This is a genomic window from Empedobacter sp. R750 (assembly GCF_030324345.1).
Lineage (GTDB): Bacteria > Bacteroidota > Bacteroidia > Flavobacteriales > Weeksellaceae > Empedobacter > Empedobacter falsenii_C.
In genome coordinates this window covers 13637-35002 of sequence record NZ_JACAGF010000001.1, presented here as the reverse complement: position 1 = coordinate 35002, position 21366 = coordinate 13637, and the positions used below count along the sequence as shown (strand labels likewise).

The window sequence follows — 21366 nt, the reverse complement described above, 5'->3', positions numbered from 1 at the left end:
TTGACAACTCAAATATTAATTAACAATGAATGACAAGCTTTTAATTGCCTTTTCTTTGATGAAAGCACAATCAATTTTGGCTCGAAAATTTGATAAACTGCATCTTCATGGCTTGGGACTTAGCGACTTTATGATTTTGTATGTTTTAATAAATAGCCCAGAAAATAAATGCCGAAGAATAGACCTTGCTGACCAATTGGGCATCACCGCATCAGGAATTACGCGATTATTAGCGCCTTTGGAGAAAATTGGTTTAGTGGCTCGTGAAGCGCATTCGCGTGACGCTCGTGTGAGTTTTGTAGTGATAACCGAAACGGGAAAGGAAATCTTCAACAATGCTAAAAATACAGCAGAGGAAGCAGCAGACGATGTTTTTCCAAATTTTAAAGCCAAAGAATTAGCAACATTAACGAAGCTTTTTATTGATTTGGATGTCAATTTTAAATAAAAAAACAATGGATAAACAACAAAAGAAATTAATGCGAGAAGCCTTCAACAACCGAAAAGTGTCGATGGGCGTTTTCTCGATTCGCAATTTGGAAACGGATAAAACATTTGTAAAATCAACGATGAATGCGGAAGCATGGGAGAACAAAGCCAAATTCATTTTGAAAATGGGACAATTTGAAAATGCCGAAATTCAAGCCGATTGGAAACAATTGGGCGAAAATCGATTCCAATTTGAAATGATTGAAGAACTGGAAGAAAACGAAAATCCATACTTCGATTATCAAAAGGAACTTCAGAAAATGGAAGCGAGGATTCGTGAGTCGTATAGCAAAAACGAAAAGAATATGTACTAACTAAAGTCAAGTTTTGAAACTTCAAAAATAATGACAATCCTTTATCTAAACCGTATTCCAAGGTTTTAATTTCAATACTATCAAACTTGAAATAAGGACATAAATCGCGAAAATAACTTGAAGATAAATTTTGTAATCGTCGTCATAACCGAGTCTGTCGAATTTAAAAAAGTTGGTGTTCACCAAAACATCCGCAATGATAATGATATTGGCAAACAAAAGCCCCAATTTCAGCTTTGTTAAAAGTAAAACAACAATTAAAAAATCAAAAAAAGTAAGTGAAACCCAAAAGATATTTTTCCATTTCGGAACTTCGGGATTTAATATCCAACCGTGATTCATCAAGTCAAAAATGTGCGTCGTTGTTCCAATCGCAAAACCTAATAGCATTACGGAAAGCAGAATTGTGATCTTTATTGGATAGCTTTGGAAAGTTAACTTCACGGTTTTAGTGACTTGATTAAAATTTATTTTTTTGTTGAATTGTTTCCGATCTGAATATTTATTAAACAATTTTTCAAATATTATTTTTTGTCTTTTTAGTCTAGCAAATTTATTCAAACTTTATTATTTGCAAATAAATCAATGCCTTTGAAAAAACGAAAGCATACTTTCCAAAGCGTCATGAGTTGTATTTATCTAAGATGTATGCTTGATTATAGTTAAACTATCAGGACGCTCAAGATTTATTGAGGACAGATTATCTCAATTATACGCATTAACAAAATTGTCCCAAATCTGTACAATTAACCTTAACTTTTCAAGTAACAACTTTTAATCCAGATACACAAACTAAAATCAAAATTCCCAGCCTTACTATATTGATAGTGATTACTAACAAAGTAACCTCTTTTTAGAAATTGGGTTTAAAGGCTATGTCCATACAACTAGTCATAAACAAAATTTTAAGAAAGCAATCGAGAAAGTTTACATTGAAAAGAACTATTTTAGTAAGAAACATAAAAAAATGCAAGAGAATATTATGGTAATAAAGTAAACGCATAATTCTTCTTTTTACTAAATAGATTTTAGGCGGTAATAAATTTTGTATATTTGCAATGAGCGAAAGGAAATACGTTGAAAAACAAAGCAATAATCACCGTTACCAAATCGTTACCTAGTTTTTACGATTATCTTATAAAAACTTATTATTCAATCAATACAGTTTTTTCTAAAAACTTTAATTTAAAATTTACACAAATGGAATTCAATGTTAGCAATGCTTTGAAACAATTAAATAATGATTATTCTGAAGATAAAGCATCAGAAATTATCGAAAATCTATTGTATAATTCGACTGATTTTTCTGATGAAGACCATGAAATAATCGATCAATTGGGAGATAAATTTCTACGAATTGCTGCACAAATTTTTGTGGAAGATTTGGCGTATGATTTCAATACTTTGGTGAATTATTGGGAAGCTTTTATTGGACAATTAACAGAAGAGCAATCTCAGAACTTATTGAATTTCGCGATAGAACAGACGGATACAGAATTTGTAGAGGATTTTATTATTGGATACCGAAAATTTTATTCAAATCCGAAAGAAAGTATTACGTTTTTCAATAAACTGAATGAAGACGAATTTTATGAAATTAAATTCTTCAAAGCACGTTGTTACGAGGTTTTAGGAGAAAATGAAAAAGCTGTGGAAGCTTATAATAATTACTTAAATTCTGCACATTTCCAAAAAGAAGAAAATGCTGAACAAGCTGCTGTAAACAAGTTTTATATCAGTCATAGCATTGCGCCTTTACTAGTGAACATGAAAAAATATGATGAAGCCAAAACTTATTTTGATCGTGTTTTAGGAAATATCGATTTCGAAGATTATTTAGCAAATTTTGAAGGTTCTAATCAACAAGAAATCAAAAGTTTCTTAGAAGATTATGTCACAACTTTGGAAGAAACTGGAGATAAAACAACTTTTGAAACAATTTCGAAAAAAATAATGCAATATTTTTCTTAAAATTACAACATTCGAAAATATAGTATTGATTTTTTACGAAATACTCATAAATAGGTAGATTTAATAATTTCTTAACATTAATATAAATCTTATCTATCCTAGCATAAAAAAATAAATAACAATTTATTTATCAAATTAAGAAAAACGCCTACCTTTGTACTATAAATAATTTATTCATAGTTGTTAAGGATAATGAAGTTGATTTTCTGAAGAAGAATATCCTTAATCAAATAGAGTTTTTTTATAGTATTTTTAGGTTGGTTAGTGGTTCAATGCAAGTTGAACCATTTTTTATTTCTTATAACCATAAGCGCAATGTCTGCAACCATTTTTGCAACATTTTCCTTTCTGATAATGGAAAAATTCTGTAAAAACCCAATACCCATTTTCGATATAATAATGTATATGAGGAACAAACTCCGAAGGCATTGTTGGATGTGGATATTGTTGATCTAGTTCTACAAAATAATTCAGTTTTTCTATACAAGAATTGCACAAACATTTGTAATGCGTCTTCTTCAAAAACTCTTTTATTTCGTCTTTTATCACAATTGTAGTACAAGCACAATTCGCAATATCATCTACCTTACATTCCATTGTTTCGTTACAACGCGAACAATTTTCGATCATTTTTATTGGATTATTTATTTCTATTCGTTTTTTAAATTACAAAAAATTCTTAAACTTTTCCTAAATCAATTCATTCAAATTCTCTACATCTATGATTAATAAATAGATATAAATTAATTCTATCTAGACATAAAATAAATCTGTAATCAATAAGAAGTTTATTCCCAAAACTTTAAGAAATTTGTAAAAGAATAAGTAATAGACATTATTATTCTAATTAGTGTTTTTATAGTAGTTTTGATTGGTTAAAATCCTCGGAAAATTCTTCCGAGGATTTTTTTATTTTCTTAATCTATCAATCAATAAACCAATTACAAAACCGATAATCGACGGAGCAATCCAACCTAAATCATATTCGAAAAATGGAATTTTATTCAGGTTTTCTATTGTCGATTCATCTAACTTTCCTAACAATTTTAATAAACCAAAAATAGCAATAATTGTAGACGCTATTAATGCAAAAATATAAGGCGTTTTACTTTTAATCGTTTTCCCAAACAACACAATATAAATAACTAACGTGATTGTAATTGGATAAACGAAAGCCAAAGGCGGATATGCAAAATTGATAATTTCGTCTACTCCTTTTATCGATAAACCAAACGAAATCACTGTACATAAAACCACTAAAACTGTATAACTTACTTTTCCGTTTGTTAAACGTCCGAAAAATGTACCTACCGCAGATGTTAATGCGATTGCTGTGGTAAGACAAGCAAATGCCATACATAACGCAATTGCAATTACTCCATATTGTCCTAATGTATTTCGAGAAATTTCGATTAATAATTCGGCACGAGAAATTTCTGGATTTGTAATCCCAGAAGTTGCTCCTAAATAAATCAATCCACCATAAACAAATAACAAGCAAGTCGTAGACAATAAACCTGATACGATTACAATTTGAGATTTACTTTTTGTATCAGTATACCCTTTATCTCGCGCTGCAGCTATGATAATTCCAGCAAAAATAACAGAAGCCAAAACATCTAATGTTTGATAACCCTCTATAAAACCTTTCGAAAAAGATTGCATCATTGTTAAATCTGAAGGCAAAAAGTCAGCGGTTGGATGTATAATTCCAAATCCAATTAATAGGGTTAATAAAATCAATAATACCGGAGTTAAATAATTTCCAATAACATCGACCACTTTAGAAGGACGAATCGCTAAAATAAGTGTTACTGTAAAAAATATTAATGAGCCCCATATCGGATCCAATGTTGGAAAAAATGGTTTTAATCCGACTTCGAATGTTGTGGCTGCAGTACGTGGAATCGCAATTAATGGTCCGATACAAATCATAATAATTGTACCTAAAATAGCCGCCAAATGCTTGTTCACACGATGTCCTAAGTCATTAAAATTATCGCCCGAAAAAACAACAGATAAAATACCAGTAAATGGCAATAAAATACCAGTTAATCCAAATGCAATCATCGCGACGAAATAATTTGAGCCTACTTCTAATCCAATCAAAGGAGGTAAAAGAAGATTTCCTGCGCCAAAAAACATCGCAAACAACGCAAATCCAAGCGTTAATACATTGGTTAACTTTTTACTTTTCATATATTTAATAATTCTATCTATTTTAAAAAACGGTTCGCAAATTACTACAATTGCATTTTGAAGCCTTAAACTTAGTAGAATTATTCGATAATCACACAGCCAATTTATAAATTCGACAGATTTGAATAACAATTTTTATATTTATCAAAATTTAAACTTTATATATTATGAATGTTTTAATCATCGATATCATCAAATCTCAACTCATTTGAAATTTTATCTAAAGAGACAATTCGTCTTTGTAAAATAGATTGATTGAAATATAAACAATCGCTAAAACATAAAAAATAATAGAATAATTAGCTGTTTTCTTATTAAAATATTTTTTCACAACACCGTAAATAATGTAACCTATAATAATCAAAAATACAATGCTCGTTACTAAAATAAATAAGATGATAATTCCGAAGTAAACATTCATAATAGAATATTATTAAACTTTTGATTTTAAAATTTTTGCGATAATATTTATGAGATAAATATTAAACATCATAAAACAAATTGATATTGAAGGATATTCAAAAACAGCGAAAAGTATTATAATCAAACTAAAAAATAGTATTAAAACAACCGCTAAAAAAATCGAAAAATAATTAAGATAACTAAAACCTATCGTTTCTTCATCATCGAAATTAGTGTAGAATATTGCAGCAAAAAAATTGACTATAATTAAAAGAAACAATAAATAACCTAAAAACGGCAAATAAAAACTTAAATCATGAAATCCACGAATGATTGTTTCATCCAAAACAAAAGCTACTGAAATACAAAGCCATGTCATGTTGGTCCAAACAAATATTTGTCCAGAATTGGAGAAAATTTTTCCTAAAAACAACTCCGAAATCTTATCAATTTTCAAATAAAATGACATTGCAAATAGGCAAATCACAAGCTCTAAAATAAAAATAGAAAAGCTGAAAATTGTATCATTATTTTTAACCACAATATCCGTAAAGGAAATTGCCATCAGTACAAGACCGATGACAGAAATCCCCAAAAATAAGTGTGCAAATGTTATTTTGTTTTGTTCCATTCGATGTTTTTTGAATAGTACATTAAGATTGCAACAATGATAAATAATCCTATACTTCCCACTAATAATGCGTGTTCTTTGAGTTGTAAAACACTGTAAATAAATGCGTATAATAAGATTAACATTAATGTAATTTTGAATGTTAATCCAAATGATTTTAGGAAAGAATTGACGAAAAATGTAATCAATAAAATGGTTGCACCAGATGAAATAAAGTAAGCGATATCAAATCCTAAATATTCTGATAACGATAACAATAACACAAAATTGACACAGATTGCAAAGCCAACTAAGGCATATTGTACCAAATGAATATTAAAATTATTTCGACTTTCTATAAAGAAAAACGCTACAAACGTTAATCCAATGAACAAAATCGCATATTTTGTCGAACGATATGTTTTGTCATAATGATCGTTCATTTGCAAAAAATTGACGCCAAAACTATAATCAGAAAAGTTAGAAGCGTCTTGCCAAATCTGTCCTTGCAATGGATTTTGTTGATAAATAGACCATTTTACATTGTTTTTTCCATTTTTCGTTTCAGGATCAGAATTAGGTAAAAAATTTCCATCATATTTCAAATCTTTCCAATTTGTAGTCAGATCAACTTTTGTATTTATCGCTGATGGAATGATATTGAACATTTGCGAACCTTTCATTACCAAATTGATCGAAACTTGATTAAAATCGAATGTAGAAGGATCAATTTTTTGAGACATCATTTGCACAGGCATCACTTTTTTAGTGGTAGTCGTTTGTTCCGAATATTCTCCATTTTCTGCTCTAACTTCTGGTTGAATATCAATTGTAGTACTCGAATTATCCATATTCAACGGATAATTTTTGTTATTAGATTGTACAACCACTTTGTTCTCATATCCTTTAGAATCAGAGATTCCAAAAACAATTTTAGTCGAAACTACATTTTCAGGGCTTACTTCCATTTCTGCAAGCATATCCGAATAATTCTTAAATTTCGAATTGATATTTAGTTTCGAATTGTAAACAACAGCTTCATAAATACTACGACTTTTTAACTGCGTATCAATCGTTCCATTGATGTTTAAATCATTTGCAGAAACATACTTTTTCATTTGTTGTTTCACAACTTTTCCTTGCCCATCATTTACATTTTCCATGTAAGCAACCTCGATAAAAGGACCATAAATTGTCTGTTTTCCACTCCATTTGTCCGAAATTTCGGTAATTACTTTTTCTTTGTTTCCTTGTCGTTCTTCTATTAAATTTAATATGAACGGAATCGGAATTAAAAGTCCTAAAACTAAAAGACATACCAAAAATCCTTTTATCATTGTTTTGTTTTGTGAATAAACTGATTGATTTTCAGTTTGATACTCGTTTTCTAAATCATTGTTTTCCATAAGTTTGAATTTTATTTTTTATTTTAAAAAGTACTTTGTTTTTCAAAGTTTAAATGCAAAAAAAATTATTTTATATTCTTTATTAATTTTTCAAGATAGTTCAAATGCTCCTGAAAAGCTTGTTTTCCAAGTGCTGTTATCGAATAAGTTGTATTCGTTTTACGACCTATAAATCCTTTGTGTACAGTAATATAATCGTTTTCTTCTAGGTTTTTTAAATGTGAAGCTAAATTACCATCAGTCAAATCCAAAAAGTCTTTCAAATCCTTAAAAGAAATTTCTTCATTCATCACCAAAGCACTCATAATTCCTACACGAATACGATTATCAAAGACTTTGTTTAATTTATTAAGATTAAAATCCATGTTGCAAATTTAAGCTTTGTAATCATATTTTCGCACCATCCAAACTCCAAAAATCAAATGCAAAAGTCCAAAACCGATAAACCAAAACAATAAACCATTGAAAACAAAATAGAAAGCCAATAATCCTAAAAAGATTTCGCATATCGCCAAATATTTTATCTCAACAATCGTGTCTCGTTCCACTGTATAAAGCGCCAAACCATAAAACAAAAGCGTTGCTGGAGCCACATAAGCAAAACTAAAATTATTGATAAAGATTATACTTACTAATCCTCCAACGATTAAAACAAAAAGAAATTTACGTAAAATTCGTTTGGTTACTGGATTTATAAATTTAACGCCATCTTTTGTCGATTTTTTGGTCATAAAAAAGAAACCTCCTATACAAGCAACTATTAAAGTTATAACTCCTAAAATGAATAATTTAATTTCTAAATTTTTCATTAAGATTGGCGTCATTGTTCCTCTGTAATTTACTTGAAGCGCATCTTGTAAAATCAAAACATAAGCGATAAATGCAGAAATCATTCCCACTACTCCAACCCAAACACCGCTCCATCCACTAATACTTGTGAATTTTGAGGTGCGTAGCATCATCGATTTGATTTCGTTTAAACTTTCTACAGGATTATTTGTGCTCATATCAAAAGTACTTTGTAATTCAAAGTTAATATAAAAAATGATTCTGCAAAATATTTTTTCAAAAAAATCCAATTTCATTTAGAAATTGGATTTTAAAATATAATGAATCAAATTATTCTTAAGGATTTGTAGACCACAAAGATGCTGAAGCCAACATTGCACGTTTATCTAGTTTTAATAAATCGACAATTAATTGAGCAAAATCTTCTGGTTGTAATACTTTTTCTGGATTTCCGTCTGTGATTTTCAATACATCTTTTGACATTTCAGATGCAATTGTACTTGGAGTTAAGGTCGTAACACGAATGTTTTTCTTTCTTAATTCGAACATTAATGATTCTGATAAACCTATCAATCCCGCTTTTGATGCTGAATAAGCAGAAGTTACTGCGTTTCCTTTTAATCCTGCTGTTGAAGATACATTAATAATATCACCACTTCCTAATTCTACCATCGAAGGAATTACTGCTTTTGAAACATAATACGGACCAAATAAATTGGTACGCACAATATCTTCCCAATCATTTTCTGGCATTTCCAAAAAACTTCCGAAAGCCGCTATACCAGCATTATTAATCAAAATATCAAACGCTCCAAAACTCTCAATTAATCGTTCAAGCTGCATTTTCACTTCAACTTTTTCGGCTACATTAAAAATTGAATAATCCGCTTTTACTCCAAAACTTCTAATTTCCTCTACAGTTTCTTCTAATGTTTTTGTATTTCGTCCTGTCACAGCTACATTAACACCTTCTTTAGCCAATGCCAAAGCAACAGCTTTTCCTAAACCTCTACTACCTCCTGTAACTAAAGCATTTTTTCCTTTTAAATCTTGCATAATTATTTTATAATTAGATTTTTACAATTTATTTTTTGAAGATTTTTTGTAATTTTGAAGTACAAAGATAAACAACATAGATTTCTAGTGAAAATATTTTTTATCTACTTAATTATAAGTATTTTTATACCTTAATTACACACTTAATGGATAAATATTTATTTTTTACTCTCCTCCTTATCAACGTCCTCTCTTTTTTTTTATTCAAAATAGATAAAAAAAATTCAATTATTGGTAAAAGGCGTATCTCTGAGTTAGCACTTTGTTTTGTGACTTTGATTGGCGGGACAATAGGTTCTCTTATGTCAATGCAGATTTATCGTCATAAAACAAGAAAAAAGTCTTTTATTTTTAAAATAGTAATGATTATAGCAATACAATGTAGTATATTATTTTTTTTAGTTGATCGAATATAATTGTTCTAAAATTTAAACCTACGACCATCTTTTTTCTCAGCTTGTTGTTTCTTTTGATTCAATCTTTTTTGTTGAGAAGCTTTCGTAGGTTTGGTCTTTTTTCTAAACTTTGGAATAATCAATGCTTTTTCGACCAATTCTAACATTTTCTTTGTGGCAGATTCTTTATTGTCCAATTGAGAGCGGGATTCTTGTGAATTGATTTGTAGAAATCCTTCTGAATTAATCTTATTTTTTAGCTTTTCTGTAATTAATGCTTTTTCTTCCTCCGAAAAAAATAGAGAAGATTCAATGTTCCATTTTGCTAAAACCATTGTTTCAACTTTGTTTACATTTTGTCCTCCAGCACCACTACTTCTCGCTGTTTTATATGTTATTTCAGAAGAAAAATCTTTCATCACTTATTATTTTTATTGAATAAAATATGAGATATCAAACAAATTAAAGTAAAAAATACGCCAACAGCAACCACTCCATTCCATTGAAATTTATCCCATGCATTTGCAGCAATAAATGTTCCTAAAGATCCGCCAATAAAATAACTCGTCATATAAACTGTATTCACTCGATTTCCTGCTTTGGCATCTAATCCAAAAATAATAGTTTGATTAGAAACGTGCATTGCTTGTAAACCTAAATCGATCAAAATTACACCAACAATTAATCCCCAATATGTATAACCAAATTCGTAGAAAAATCCCCAAGAAATTAGCATAATGAGAATGGAATAAAAGATTATTTTTGATGTAGACAAAACTTTTGAAACTTTTCCAACTAATGCTGCTGCCAACGCTCCTACTGCACCAATTAAACCAAAAGCTCCAGCGACATCGCTTCCAACAAAAAAAGGTGCTTCTTCTAAGTGAAAAACCAATGTTGTCCAAAATGCACTAAATGCTGCAAAACCTGTAGCTCCGCGAAAAGAAGCTAATCTTAATTGAGGTTGAGCTTTTACTAAATCCACAATCGATTTCATCAAATTACCATAAGTTCCTTTGAAATTTGGCTGTATTTCTGGTAAAAATATATAGATGAATATCCATAGTACAAACATTAAAATTGCACCTATCAAATAAACTTCTCGCCATCCTAAATATTCGCCAATAAAGCCACTAAAAACGCGAGAAAGTAGAATGCCAACAAGCAAACCACTCATAACCATTCCGACAGCTTGTGCTTTGTTTTGAGGTTCTGCTAATTCAGATGCCATTGGCACAAAAACTTGCGGAATAACTGAAGTGAAACCGATAAGGAAACTTAATGGAAAAAGCCAACTTACAGATGGTGCAAAATACATTCCCAAAAGAGCTGCAATAATAAAAACAAAATCGATTAAAATCATTCGTTTTCGTTTCAATAAATCTCCTAAAGGAATAATAAATAACAATCCACAGGCATAACCTATTTGTGTTAGCATTGCAATATTAGAGACTTTACTTTCGGAAACATTAAAATCTTTTGCAATTAATGACAATAAGGGCTGATTGTAATAATTATTCGCCACAACCAAACCACTCCCAATAATCATTATCCATAAAATGATTGGAGTTAATTTGGGTTTCATTTGTAAATTTTCCATTCTAATATTCGCTTGCTTCGGTCAAAAGTTTCACATCATCATGAGATAATTGCACATTTACAGCTTCTACAAAAGCATCAAGATGTTGTTCCTTAGTCGCACTCGCAATAGGAACTACAACTGTTTTCTGATCCATTAACCAAGCCAAAGCAACTGCTGAATAAGAAATATTATATCGCGTAGAAATAGTTTGTAAAGCGTCCAAAATTTTGAATCCTCTTTCGTTCAAATATTTTTTGATTCCTTCTCCTCGTAAACTTTGTTGTAAATCTTCTTCAGTTTTATATTTACCTGATAAAAATCCACTCGCTAAACTATAATAAGGAATAACAGCTAAATTGTATTTCTCAGCAACAGGTTGCAAAAATTCTTCAAAATGCTGACGATCATACAAATTATATTCAGGTTGCAAGGTTTTGTATTGCGGCAAATTGTAAAGTTCTGATTTATCCAACGATTCAATCAATCGCTCCGAAGAAAAATTAGACGCACCAATATATCTCACTTTCCCTTCTTTTATCAATTGATTATAAGCGGATAAAGTTTCTTCAACAGGTGTATTTACATCATCATAATGTGTTTGATACAAATCAATATAATCTGTTTGTAAACGGATAAGTGATTCTTCTACTTCTTTTAAGACATGAGCTTTTGTAGTATTTGGCTTATCTTGAATCATATTTCGTCCACCAACTTTCGTTGCCAAAACGATTTGATCTCTCACTCCTCTCGATTTTATCCAATTTCCGATAATTCGTTCAGATTCTGTTCCAACGTTACCATCCACCCAATACGAATAGTTATTTGCAGTGTCTATCGCATTAAATCCTCTGTCCAAAAATCCATCTAAAATTCGAAAAGATTCTTCTTCATTCAATGTCCAACCAAAAACATTTCCTCCGAAAAAAATTGGTTTTATCTCTAAATCTGTATTTCCTAATTGTACATTTTTCATGGGTATAAAGATAAAAAAAAAGCTACTTTGCAGTAGCTTCTTGTTGTAAAATTTTTTGACTCACACGTCGAAAAATGTAACTTTTAAGATACTTTATGGTGTCTTCATAGGTTTAGAAAACAAAGCATCAAAGTTTAATACTTAGTTTGAAATCGATACTGCAAATATATATACTGAATAATATCTATCATTAAAATAGAGTTTAGATTTCGTTAATTCACGTTTCAGCAAGGTGAATTGTAAATTTATTCAGGTGAAATTTTAATCAACTTTCAAAATCATTCGAACTTTTGTTCCTTTTTCATGAAAATCTATAAAAATATTTTCTTCAATATTATGATTAAGCAATTGTAAACGCTCATTAATAATTTTAAGTGCTTTCGAATCGTGAGTTTTATTTTGCGTAATTTGTGTTGTATTTCCTTTTCCGTTATCTTCAATAATTATTTCTAAATAATCAATTTTTATTCTAATAATCAATTTGATAATCGGTTGCAAATGGTTTTGATCAAATGCGTGAACAAAAGAATTTTCGATAATTGGCTGAATCAACATTGGCGGAATTTTGATACGATAAATATCCAATTGGCTATCAATTTGAACATCAAATTCTATTTTATTTTTCCATCTAAAATTCTCAACTTCAACATATAATTTCAAAAAATCAATTTCATCTTTCAAACTAATTTCATCTTTTGTTGAAAGATTTAACATCTGACGAATCAAATGAGAAAAACGTCCCAACGAATTTAACGCATTATCAATATCATTATCCAAAATATAAAACTGAATAGAATTCAACACATTGAAAATAAAATGCGGATTCATTTGAGATTGTAAGGCTGTTAACTTCGTTTCGGTTAATTGTCGCTCTAATTGCAAACGTTGATTTTCTTGTGTATTTTTCTCATTTAATTGACTAATTTTTAATTGATTAAATTTATTTAACGTCTTGATTTTATTTGTATTATAACGATAAATAATCAATCCTAAAGTTAAGACTGACAACAAAATAAAATAAATATTCAAGTAAAAAGGTTCGTCAACATTCAACGAAACCAAATCAATAATTTGTTTTTGTCCGTTGCTTGTATCTGTTATTTCTAATTGAATACGATATTTACCATATGGTATATTCCGCAAATAAATAGATGGGTTATAAAAATACTCATTCCACTTTTCATCAGGATTTACACGATATCTGTACTTATAACTTTGAGCGAAATTAGCATCAACGACAGCAAAATTTAGTGTAATATTGTTCTCATTATTTTTTAAATTCAAATCTTTATCAATCAAATCAAACCACATAAATTTATCTATCCCAAAAGATTCATCATTAATTTTAAAACTTGTAATAATAATCTCTTTCGACTGATTTTTTTGCTTTAATAAATTCTCAAGATTTAACTTATAATAACCATTTTCAACACCAATTGTAGCCGTTTTTCCGTCAAAAATAGACGAATGTATATCCTTATTCACAAAACCTTGTTCATTGCCAATCATATATGTTTTACCATTATTGAAAACGAGTAAATTACGATTGGTTCCAATTAAAATTGAGTTCTCAAAAATGTCAATTGAACTAATATTTTCTCCACCAATTTCACGAATATTAATTACTTTTTTTGTGATTAACTCATCTCCCTTTATCTCTAAAATATAAACTTTCGCAAATTCTGTTGCAACCAACAACTGATTATCTCCAACACATTTTATCATTTTAATTTTAGATTCTTTAAACTGATTATTTTGCAAATACGAAATAAAATTTCCATTTTCATACTTGAATAATCCATCTAAAGAAGATCCAAAAAATACAGCTTTTTTATTTTGACAAATCGAAACAACATCTTTCGGAACATTGGCTTGCGCAGCGGAATATGAGTGATATTTTAGGTTATTCAAATCATCAAAAACCAAAATTCCTCCAAAAGGATTTGTTTGAATAAATTGATTATTAAAATACGTAAATTGACTTGTTCGATTAGGTAAATAATCTTTGAATTCTCCATTAAAATCTAACTCGAAAAGTCCTAAATTAGTTGCTATAATGAACGAATTGTGACGGATAATCATTTTATAAAAACGAAGGTTTTTTTCTTTCAAATCAAAATCAATTTCATAAAAATCTTTATTTGATTGACTTAAAAAATCTTTGAATTTTGACTTATTTCTAAGCATATATTGATAAAAAGCATCTCTCTTTATCTGCTTATTGAATATATTATTCTCCTGAAAATAAAGTCCATCTGGCGTTAAAAAATATTGTGTATTCGCAACTTTTAAAATTTCAATAACCCTTTTATTATCAATCGTATAAAAATCTAAGAAATGATTAAAATGAACTTCAAAAAGTCCTTTATCAGCACTTCCAACATAAATTAAATCATCGGTTTTACTACTAAAAACTCGATATGGATAATCCGAAGTGATTTTAAAATTTTCTGTTTGATCTGTTATTTTATTATTCTTTAACTCCGCAACCATACCATTTCCCGCACCCGTTTCGTAACCAGCTAATAAAAGAGAATGACGTTTATCTGAAATGTTGTGATTTCTAAAAACTGGAAAATCATACGTTTTAAAATTCAATTTTTTATTCAAGAAATCGTTTATCGGAATAACATTAAGACCTTTAGACGATGACAAATACAAATCATTATTATACAAAAAACTATAGTTAATTCGATTGAAAGGATTGACCAACTTCAACTTATCACGAAGAACTTCATAAACACCATGATCGATTGTTGCAACATAAACCTTATTTTGATATTCGAAAAAAGATACCGTTTCGAACACAATATTGTTATTTTTTTCGAAAGAAGGATTGTAAATTTTCTTTGATTTTGTATCAATAATCGAAACGCCTCCTTGCGCTGCAACATATATTAAATCATCTAAGTAAAATAAATTTCGAACACGATCCGAAACCAACCCTTTCGCTGTATTAATTTGTTCAAAACGTTGACCAGTAAATTTCAATATTCCTTGTCCATAACTTCCAAACCAAATATTATGCTGACTATCTTCTATTATTGTCCAAACATTATTGTATTGTACTTTCTCGAAGCGTTTCATCATTTTGAAATTATCCATGTCCTTCACAAACACGCCAAAACGAGTTCCAACCCATAAAATTTTGCGAGAATCTTTGTAGACACTCAAAATCTCATTGGCAGGCAAACCATTTTCGTACGTGTATTGTTTTGTCAAAACATATTGCGCAGAAAGTTGATGTGAACAAAGAAATAAAACAAGTAAAAAAATGAAGTTACGCAACCACATTCGATAAAATTTTATACCCCAAAGAAGTCACAGGCAGATTTGATTCGCCATCTTTTGGATGACAATTCAGAATCAATAAATTGTTTCGTTTATCAAATTTTTTAGCAAAATTAATGTTTACTAAATATGATCTATTGACACGAAAAAAATTGGTTTGATCAATTAAGTTTTCGACCTCTTTCAGCGTTTTAGTTACCATGTACGCCTCTTTTTCGGTAAAAATTGTACAATAACTATCATCTGCCTTACAGTAAATAATATCTTCAATTTTCAGTACCAAAACCTCTGTTATAGATGGAATAAAAATAATTCCATGTTCATTTTTGAAAACATCTTTCAGATTATCTGTTTCTACCTCATCTTCAAAATCATCTGAAATATTAACAACCTCCTTCGTTGTTTTTTTTTGATTTTGACGTTCTACAAAACGATTCAATAATACTTTAAGGTCAGAAATTGAAATAGGTTTCATCAAATAACCCAAACATCCCCATTGATTTACAGCTTCTAAAATATAATCTGAATGAGCTGTTGTAAAAATGACATCAAACGTAATATCATCAAAATAATCAAATAATTTAAACCCAAATTCCTCTGGCATCTGAATATCCAAAAAAACTATATCTGGTTGATTTTCCTTAATTTTTTCTACACCTTCTTTTACAGAATTTGCCGTATCAATGGAAACAAAAAAATCTGGCAAAGCATGTTGAATAATTTTCTTTAACCCTTGTTGAGCAAAGTGTTCATCGTCTATAATAAGAGCTTTGTAATGATTCATTTGAGTTTAATTTGTTACAAATATAAACTAAAAAAGGATGCTCCGTAGAACATCCTTTGATTATGATTGAAGTAATATTTTTAAACTCTTTTCGATTTTAATTGTAAAAAGATTGCTGCAATTATTGATCCGACAGAAGCCATAATAAAGCCAACCCACAGTTGTGAATTAAATCCTAATCCCATAGCAATCGGAATTCCTCCTAAAAATGCACCTAAAGCATTTCCAATATTAAAACTTGCTTGACCAGCCGCTGCTGCCAAAGTTTCTGATCCTTTTCCATTATTAATCAACATCATTTGAATTGGCGAACCAATTGTAAACGCAATTAATCCTGTAATAAACGACATGATGTACGCCATAATTTGTATATGAGAAGTGAAATAAACAATCACTAAACAAACCGCCATCGACGCAAAAGAGATGATTGCAGCTTTATTTGGAGACATGGTGTCTGCCAATTTTCCACCTATAAAATTACCTACAAACATTCCTAGACCAATCAAAGTCATAATAATTGGAATTTTTGTTTTGGGTAAATCTGCTACGTTTGTCATTAACGGAGAAATGTAACTTATCCACGCAAATAATCCTGAAGTTCCGATAGAAATCATCACAATTAATACCCAAGCTTCCCATTTTTTGAAGAAACTTAATTGTTCTACCAAACTTCCTTTGTTTGTATTTTTAAGATTCGGAACCCAAAGAGAAATCGCTAACATCGTGATTAATCCTAAACTTGCAATAATCCCAAATGTTAATCGCCACGAAAAAACTTGTCCTAATTTCGTCCCTAATGGAACACCTACCAAATTCGCAAACGTTAATCCTGCAAACATAATCGAAATGGCTTGCGCTTCTTTTCCTTTTGTTGCTAATTGTGCTGCCACAACAGATCCTACACCAAAAAATGCTCCATGAGGTAAACCAGACATGAAACGAGCAATTAATAAGGTATTGTAACTTGGTGCAATAACAAAAAGTGAGTTAAAAATAGTAAACAATAACATAAAAAAGATTAACACTTTTTTTGGAGAATATTTACTTGTAGCCATAATTAATGTTGGAGCTCCAACCATTACACCCATTGCGTACATTGATATAAAATTCCCTGCTGTTGGAATTGAAATATTCAAATCTTTTGCAAAATCTTCTAAAACTCCCATCATCGAAAATTCCGTCATTCCGATGGCTAAACCTCCCATTGCTAAGGCAAGTAAACTCTTTTTTACCATTTATTCTTCTATTCTTCGTATAATTCTATCGGCAAACCATCGGGATCTTCAAAAAAAGTAAACTTCTTTTGCGTGTATTCATCCACACGAATTGGCTCTACCGTCACATTCAACTGCGTTAGTTTTTCTACTTCATTTTCTATATTTTCCACAGCAAAAGCAATATGTCTCAATCCAGAAGCTTCTGGTCGAGAAACACGTTTTGGCGGATTAGGAAAAGAAAATAATTCGATGCAGTAATAATTTTGCAAAGCTAAATCTAATTTATAAGAATCACGTTCTTTTCTATAAACTTCTTGCACAATTTCGAATCCTAAAATTTCTGTATAAAAGGATTTCGATTTTTGATAATCTGAACAAATGATTGCAATATGATGGATTTTTTTTAATGCTAACATGGTTTATGCGTAATGATTATTTTTTGCTCTTTCATATTGTGGCAACCACTTTATATCTTCGTCCAACTCTTTTGCAGCACGCAATGCAAAATATGGATCACGTAATAATTCTCTTCCTAAAAAGATTAAATCAGCTTCATTATTTTGAAGAATTTCTTCGGCTTGTTTTGGTTCAAAAATTAATCCAACAGCTCCAGTAATTATTTCAACTTGATTTTTAATTTCATTTGCGAATGGGACTTGATAATTTTTTTTGACATCAATTTTTTGATGACTCACTCCTCCTCCAGACGAAACATCAATCACTTCTACTCCATTTTGTTTTAATATTTTACACAATTCAATTGTTTCATCTAAATTCCAACCATTTTCTGCCCAATCCGAAGCTGACAAACGAACCCAAAGCGATTGAGTTGTAATATATTTTTGCATTTCAGCAACAATTTCTAACACAAAACGAATTCTATTTTCGAAACTTCCTCCATATTTATCTATTCGATTATTAATTAAAGGCGAAAGAAATTGATGAACCAAATAACCATGCGCACCATGAATTTCTAAAATTTCAAAACCAGCTTTTATGGCACGTTCAGTTGCTTTTCCCCATTCTTCTACAACATTTTCAATTTCAGAAATTGTTAATTGATGTGGAATTTCATCCGATTCATTAAAAGGTAAATTAGAACTCGAAACTGTTTTCCAACCATTTTTTTCGTCAGATTTTATTTGATTGTGTCCCAACCAAGGTTTTTCTGTACTTGCTTTTCGTCCTGCATGCGCTAACTGAATCCCAGGAACGCAATTGTATTTTTTGATTTCAGAAGTTAATTTTTGATACGCTTCGATATGTTCATCTTTCCAAATTCCTAAATCACCATATGAAATTCGACCTTCTACAACAACCGCGGTAGCTTCTTGTATAATCGCCGAAACATTACCTACTGCACGCGAAACATAATGTTGAAAATGCCAATCATTTGGAAAACCATCTTCCGAAGAATATTGGCACATTGGCGACATAATAATTCTATTTTTTAATGAAATAGATTCATTTATATTAATTGATTCAAATAATTTGCTCATTACTTGTTTTTTTGATTTGATTAATTTGGAATAAAATTCGTGAATTTGATTGATTTCTTAAAATGATTCAGCTTAAAAATAGTTTAAATTCTAATCTTTCAGAAAAATTAAAAAAGCGTCGAAATACACAAAATCATAAATAATTTTAACAATTTATTTAAAACTGACAAAAAACATAAATTTAAAAAAATCTAATAATCAATCCGATATCATAGTAAATATCTAAGGTTCAGAATAATTTTTAATAAATCTTTCATTGTTTCTTAGTTTGTTCGTAATTTTACAAAAAAGTGAATTTTGGAAAAGAAAAAGATTGTCATTTTAGGTGCTGGATTTGCCGGACTTAAATTAGCCCGTAAATTAAATAATAACCCACACTTTTCTGTTACACTTATTGACCGCTATAATTACCACCAATTTCAACCCTTATTTTATCAGGTTGCAACTGCAGCGATTAACGCAAGTGATATTTCGTTCCCTATTCGAAAAGTATTTCAAGGGAGTAAAAATGTGAGCGTTCGTTTAGCCGAAGTTACAGCAATTAAGAAAGATCAAAATATTGTTGAAACCACAATCGGGGATTTTTCCTACGACTATTTGGTTGTTGCCATGGGATGTACCACAAATTTCTTCGGGAACAAACAAATTGAGGAATTATCATTCCCAATGAAATCGACAAATGAAGCTTTAACGCTTAAAAATCGATTATTAACAAACTTCGAGAGTGCATATTCTGCAGAATCTCCAGAAGAATTGGAAGAAATTATGAATATTGTCGTTGTAGGTGGAGGACCAACAGGAGTTGAGCTTTCAGGTGCAATTGCGCAAATGAAAAAATTCATTCTTCCGAAAGATTATCCAGATTTAGATTTCTCTAAATTGAATATTTATTTGATTGAAGGAGGTCCAAATTTATTAGGTCCAATGTCTGAATTGGCGCACAAAAAGTCTTATGAATATTTGACAAATATGGGCGTAAATGTTTGGACAGAAGGTCGCGTAACTGACTACGATGGAAAAACAATTTCTTTGGCTGATGGTCGTACAATCAATACTCGAAATTTGATTTGGGCTGCTGGAGTTATGGGAAATGTGCCTGAAGGAGCAGTAAAACAAGAAGATTTGCAACGAGGAAATCGTTTGAAAGTAGATCGTACTTCTAAAGTTTTAGGAACTGAAAACATTTATGCAATTGGAGATATTTCTTCGATGGAAACACCGAAGTATCCTCATGGACATCCACAATTAGCACGTGTTGCAGGAGATCAAGCTGAACAATTGGCGAAAAACTTTGACAAATTAGGACAAGGTTTATCTGAAGATAAATTGACATTGTTCGAATACAAAGATCCAGGTTCTATGGCAACAATTGGTAAACGCAAAGCAGTTGTCGATTTACCTAAATTCTCTTTCTCTGGACGTTTGGCATGGTTTACATGGATGTTTTTGCACTTGATGTTAATCTTGACTGTACGTAACAAATTAGCTATTTTCTTAAACTGGGCACAAACTTATTTTACAAATGATTCATCATTACGTATTATTGTTCGTCCAACGAAAAAAGATTTTAGATTTAATTTGAAAGGTTATCGCCGTTTCCCAAAGAATCGTGATAAAGAAGTAGAAGCTTAATCAAAAAAGTATATCAATAAAAAACACCGCTAAAAATTTAGCGGAGTTTTTTTTATCTATAAATTGAAATTTTATTTTCTTGCAGAAGGTCTTCTCACTCCTGTTTTTACTCTTTCTGTTGTTGCTGATTTTGCATTTACAGCACCTTTTGCAGATTTGTTGTATAATTGAATGAAATCAAACAATCCGTCAAAATCACCCGTCAATGTTTTACCATTCGAAACTCTCAAAGCAAAGTTTGTAGACAATAAACTTCTGTTATAAGGATCAAAATAATTTTTTAAGTTAATAGATCCTGAAGAGAAATCTGTATCTAATAATGCAAATGTTCCTGAATTAAGAACTGGTACATAATTTTGCATAATAGGATCTTCGTAATATTCGATATAATCCAATCCTCTATCATTATTTTCTGTTACGTAAGTTCCATTAAAATTTAAATCACCTCTTTGAAAGATTTCTAAATACAAATAAGAGCCATATAATTTTCCATTTTTAGGAACCGGATTCGTCGATAACTCTACACTATAATAATATCCTCCATCTGCTTTTTCAATATCAGCTACAACTGCATTTCGAAGCGGAAAAGAAACGCCATCATAATTGATTTGTCCAACATTTACAATTTCTGGTCCGTTGTCATAGTATCCATCATCATTATTCACACAAGATGTTAATGATATAGACGAGACCGTTAACATTGCTAAAAATATAATTTTTTTCATAATTTCTAAATTTTCAAACTAATTATAATGCC

At 30.1% G+C, this 21366-nt stretch carries 23 protein-coding genes; 5 read left to right on the top strand and 18 right to left on the bottom strand.

Annotated elements, in window-relative coordinates:
- Positions 1–25 precede the first annotated feature (25 nt).
- Together HXZ74_RS00195 and HXZ74_RS00190 are read left to right on the top strand one after the other, a co-directional pair.
- On the top strand, positions 26–448 hold the full coding sequence (locus HXZ74_RS00195) for a MarR family winged helix-turn-helix transcriptional regulator (RefSeq protein WP_115000858.1): 423 nt from the start codon (positions 26–28) through the stop codon (positions 446–448).
- A gap of 7 nt (positions 449–455) precedes the next feature.
- Complete coding sequence (locus tag HXZ74_RS00190; protein WP_147280007.1) at positions 456–803, top strand: GIY-YIG nuclease family protein; 348 nt, start codon at positions 456–458, stop codon at positions 801–803.
- Positions 804–848: 45 nt separating this feature from the next.
- Here the strand turns inward: HXZ74_RS00190 and HXZ74_RS00185 are convergent, their stop codons facing one another.
- Positions 849–1193: a hypothetical protein gene (locus tag HXZ74_RS00185; protein WP_147280008.1), complete on the bottom strand. Its 345-nt coding sequence runs from the start codon at positions 1191–1193 to the stop codon at positions 849–851.
- Positions 1194–2003: 810 nt separating this feature from the next.
- Here HXZ74_RS00185 and HXZ74_RS00180 point away from each other — a divergent pair.
- Positions 2004–2774, top strand: a complete 771-nt coding sequence (locus HXZ74_RS00180; protein WP_286473362.1) for a hypothetical protein — start codon at positions 2004–2006, stop codon at positions 2772–2774.
- A gap of 291 nt (positions 2775–3065) precedes the next feature.
- Here the strand turns inward: HXZ74_RS00180 and HXZ74_RS00175 are convergent, their stop codons facing one another.
- The 8 genes from HXZ74_RS00175 to HXZ74_RS00140 form a co-directional block, all read right to left on the bottom strand.
- A complete protein-coding gene (locus tag HXZ74_RS00175) occupies positions 3066–3404 on the bottom strand; it encodes a cysteine-rich CWC family protein (RefSeq protein ID WP_115000866.1) in 339 nt (112 codons plus the stop codon).
- Positions 3405–3683: 279 nt separating this feature from the next.
- Positions 3684–4973, bottom strand: a complete 1290-nt coding sequence (gene brnQ, locus HXZ74_RS00170) for a branched-chain amino acid transport system II carrier protein (RefSeq protein WP_286473361.1) — start codon at positions 4971–4973, stop codon at positions 3684–3686.
- A 220-nt stretch (positions 4974–5193) separates the two neighbouring features.
- Complete coding sequence (locus tag HXZ74_RS00165) at positions 5194–5394, bottom strand: hypothetical protein (protein ID WP_125349284.1); 201 nt, start codon at positions 5392–5394, stop codon at positions 5194–5196.
- Positions 5395–5406: 12 nt separating this feature from the next.
- Entirely contained in the window at positions 5407–6006 is a 600-nt protein-coding gene (locus HXZ74_RS00160) for a hypothetical protein (protein ID WP_286473359.1), read from the bottom strand.
- Positions 5988–7391, bottom strand: coding sequence for a cell envelope integrity protein CreD (gene creD / locus HXZ74_RS00155; RefSeq protein WP_286473358.1), 1404 nt, complete (start codon positions 7389–7391; stop codon positions 5988–5990). Before creD ends, HXZ74_RS00160 begins: the two co-directional genes overlap by 19 nt.
- Positions 7392–7456: 65 nt before the next feature.
- Positions 7457–7756 carry a winged helix-turn-helix domain-containing protein gene (locus HXZ74_RS00150; protein WP_038331250.1) on the bottom strand — a complete coding sequence of 100 codons (300 nt, stop codon included), beginning with the start codon at positions 7754–7756 and terminating at the stop codon, positions 7457–7459.
- A 9-nt stretch (positions 7757–7765) separates the two neighbouring features.
- Positions 7766–8398 carry a hypothetical protein gene (locus HXZ74_RS00145; RefSeq protein ID WP_286473355.1) on the bottom strand — a complete coding sequence of 211 codons (633 nt, stop codon included), beginning with the start codon at positions 8396–8398 and terminating at the stop codon, positions 7766–7768.
- Between the two features lie 118 nt (positions 8399–8516).
- A complete protein-coding gene (locus tag HXZ74_RS00140) occupies positions 8517–9236 on the bottom strand; it encodes a 3-ketoacyl-ACP reductase (RefSeq protein ID WP_280051155.1) in 720 nt (239 codons plus the stop codon).
- Positions 9237–9382: 146 nt separating this feature from the next.
- On the opposite strand from HXZ74_RS00140, the gene HXZ74_RS00135 reads away from it, so the two are divergent.
- On the top strand, positions 9383–9652 hold the full coding sequence (locus tag HXZ74_RS00135) for a DUF1294 domain-containing protein (protein WP_286473354.1): 270 nt from the start codon (positions 9383–9385) through the stop codon (positions 9650–9652).
- 5 nt (positions 9653–9657) lie between these two features.
- Here the strand turns inward: HXZ74_RS00135 and arfB are convergent, their stop codons facing one another.
- The 8 genes from arfB to HXZ74_RS00095 form a co-directional block, all read right to left on the bottom strand.
- On the bottom strand, positions 9658–10050 hold the full coding sequence (gene arfB, locus HXZ74_RS00130; protein ID WP_038331233.1) for an alternative ribosome rescue aminoacyl-tRNA hydrolase ArfB: 393 nt from the start codon (positions 10048–10050) through the stop codon (positions 9658–9660).
- A complete protein-coding gene (locus HXZ74_RS00125; protein ID WP_286473353.1) occupies positions 10050–11231 on the bottom strand; it encodes an MFS transporter in 1182 nt (393 codons plus the stop codon). The genes arfB and HXZ74_RS00125 overlap by 1 nt, the downstream gene beginning before the upstream one ends.
- 1 nt (position 11232) lies before the next feature.
- Entirely contained in the window at positions 11233–12186 is a 954-nt protein-coding gene (locus tag HXZ74_RS00120; RefSeq protein WP_115000882.1) for an aldo/keto reductase, read from the bottom strand.
- A gap of 261 nt (positions 12187–12447) precedes the next feature.
- Positions 12448–15480 carry a sensor histidine kinase gene (locus HXZ74_RS00115; RefSeq protein ID WP_286473352.1) on the bottom strand — a complete coding sequence of 1011 codons (3033 nt, stop codon included), beginning with the start codon at positions 15478–15480 and terminating at the stop codon, positions 12448–12450.
- On the bottom strand, positions 15467–16261 hold the full coding sequence (locus tag HXZ74_RS00110) for a LytR/AlgR family response regulator transcription factor (protein WP_280061222.1): 795 nt from the start codon (positions 16259–16261) through the stop codon (positions 15467–15469). Before HXZ74_RS00110 ends, HXZ74_RS00115 begins: the two co-directional genes overlap by 14 nt.
- Before the next feature lie 80 nt (positions 16262–16341).
- Positions 16342–17496, bottom strand: a complete 1155-nt coding sequence (locus tag HXZ74_RS00105; protein WP_115000887.1) for an MFS transporter — start codon at positions 17494–17496, stop codon at positions 16342–16344.
- Between the two features lie 8 nt (positions 17497–17504).
- Positions 17505–17894: an SMU1112c/YaeR family gloxylase I-like metalloprotein gene (gene gloA2 / locus HXZ74_RS00100; RefSeq protein WP_280061221.1), complete on the bottom strand. Its 390-nt coding sequence runs from the start codon at positions 17892–17894 to the stop codon at positions 17505–17507.
- A gap of 3 nt (positions 17895–17897) precedes the next feature.
- On the bottom strand, positions 17898–18977 hold the full coding sequence (locus HXZ74_RS00095) for an NADH:flavin oxidoreductase/NADH oxidase (RefSeq protein ID WP_286473351.1): 1080 nt from the start codon (positions 18975–18977) through the stop codon (positions 17898–17900).
- A gap of 297 nt (positions 18978–19274) precedes the next feature.
- Between HXZ74_RS00095 and HXZ74_RS00090 the strand changes: the two genes are divergently transcribed.
- A complete protein-coding gene (locus HXZ74_RS00090) occupies positions 19275–20609 on the top strand; it encodes an NAD(P)/FAD-dependent oxidoreductase (RefSeq protein WP_115000890.1) in 1335 nt (444 codons plus the stop codon).
- Positions 20610–20680: 71 nt separating this feature from the next.
- On the opposite strand, the gene HXZ74_RS00085 is transcribed toward HXZ74_RS00090, so the two are convergent.
- Positions 20681–21334, bottom strand: a complete 654-nt coding sequence (locus HXZ74_RS00085; protein ID WP_219034331.1) for a hypothetical protein — start codon at positions 21332–21334, stop codon at positions 20681–20683.
- Positions 21335–21366: the final 32 nt, after the last annotated feature.

Bases quoted from the DNA above. Each gene is read 5' to 3' on its own strand.
- HXZ74_RS00195 (WP_115000858.1), top strand. From the start codon at position 26: ATGAATGACAAGCTTTTAATTGCCTTTTCTTTGATGAAAGCACAATCA.
- HXZ74_RS00190 (WP_147280007.1), top strand. From the start codon at position 456: ATGGATAAACAACAAAAGAAATTAATGCGAGAAGCCTTCAACAACCGA.
- HXZ74_RS00185 (WP_147280008.1), bottom strand. From the start codon at position 1,193: ATGCTATTAGGTTTTGCGATTGGAACAACGACGCACATTTTTGACTTG.
- HXZ74_RS00180 (WP_286473362.1), top strand. From the start codon at position 2,004: ATGGAATTCAATGTTAGCAATGCTTTGAAACAATTAAATAATGATTAT.
- HXZ74_RS00175 (WP_115000866.1), bottom strand. From the start codon at position 3,404: ATGATCGAAAATTGTTCGCGTTGTAACGAAACAATGGAATGTAAGGTA.
- brnQ (WP_286473361.1), bottom strand. From the start codon at position 4,973: ATGAAAAGTAAAAAGTTAACCAATGTATTAACGCTTGGATTTGCGTTG.
- HXZ74_RS00165 (WP_125349284.1), bottom strand. From the start codon at position 5,394: ATGAATGTTTACTTCGGAATTATCATCTTATTTATTTTAGTAACGAGC.
- HXZ74_RS00160 (WP_286473359.1), bottom strand. From the start codon at position 6,006: ATGGAACAAAACAAAATAACATTTGCACACTTATTTTTGGGGATTTCT.
- creD (WP_286473358.1), bottom strand. From the start codon at position 7,391: ATGGAAAACAATGATTTAGAAAACGAGTATCAAACTGAAAATCAATCA.
- HXZ74_RS00150 (WP_038331250.1), bottom strand. From the start codon at position 7,756: ATGGATTTTAATCTTAATAAATTAAACAAAGTCTTTGATAATCGTATT.
- HXZ74_RS00145 (WP_286473355.1), bottom strand. From the start codon at position 8,398: ATGAGCACAAATAATCCTGTAGAAAGTTTAAACGAAATCAAATCGATG.
- HXZ74_RS00140 (WP_280051155.1), bottom strand. From the start codon at position 9,236: ATGCAAGATTTAAAAGGAAAAAATGCTTTAGTTACAGGAGGTAGTAGA.
- HXZ74_RS00135 (WP_286473354.1), top strand. From the start codon at position 9,383: ATGGATAAATATTTATTTTTTACTCTCCTCCTTATCAACGTCCTCTCT.
- arfB (WP_038331233.1), bottom strand. From the start codon at position 10,050: ATGAAAGATTTTTCTTCTGAAATAACATATAAAACAGCGAGAAGTAGT.
- HXZ74_RS00125 (WP_286473353.1), bottom strand. From the start codon at position 11,231: ATGGAAAATTTACAAATGAAACCCAAATTAACTCCAATCATTTTATGG.
- HXZ74_RS00120 (WP_115000882.1), bottom strand. From the start codon at position 12,186: ATGAAAAATGTACAATTAGGAAATACAGATTTAGAGATAAAACCAATT.
- HXZ74_RS00115 (WP_286473352.1), bottom strand. From the start codon at position 15,480: ATGTGGTTGCGTAACTTCATTTTTTTACTTGTTTTATTTCTTTGTTCA.
- HXZ74_RS00110 (WP_280061222.1), bottom strand. From the start codon at position 16,261: ATGAATCATTACAAAGCTCTTATTATAGACGATGAACACTTTGCTCAA.
- HXZ74_RS00105 (WP_115000887.1), bottom strand. From the start codon at position 17,496: ATGGTAAAAAAGAGTTTACTTGCCTTAGCAATGGGAGGTTTAGCCATC.
- gloA2 (WP_280061221.1), bottom strand. From the start codon at position 17,894: ATGTTAGCATTAAAAAAAATCCATCATATTGCAATCATTTGTTCAGAT.
- HXZ74_RS00095 (WP_286473351.1), bottom strand. From the start codon at position 18,977: ATGAGCAAATTATTTGAATCAATTAATATAAATGAATCTATTTCATTA.
- HXZ74_RS00085 (WP_219034331.1), bottom strand. From the start codon at position 21,334: ATGAAAAAAATTATATTTTTAGCAATGTTAACGGTCTCGTCTATATCA.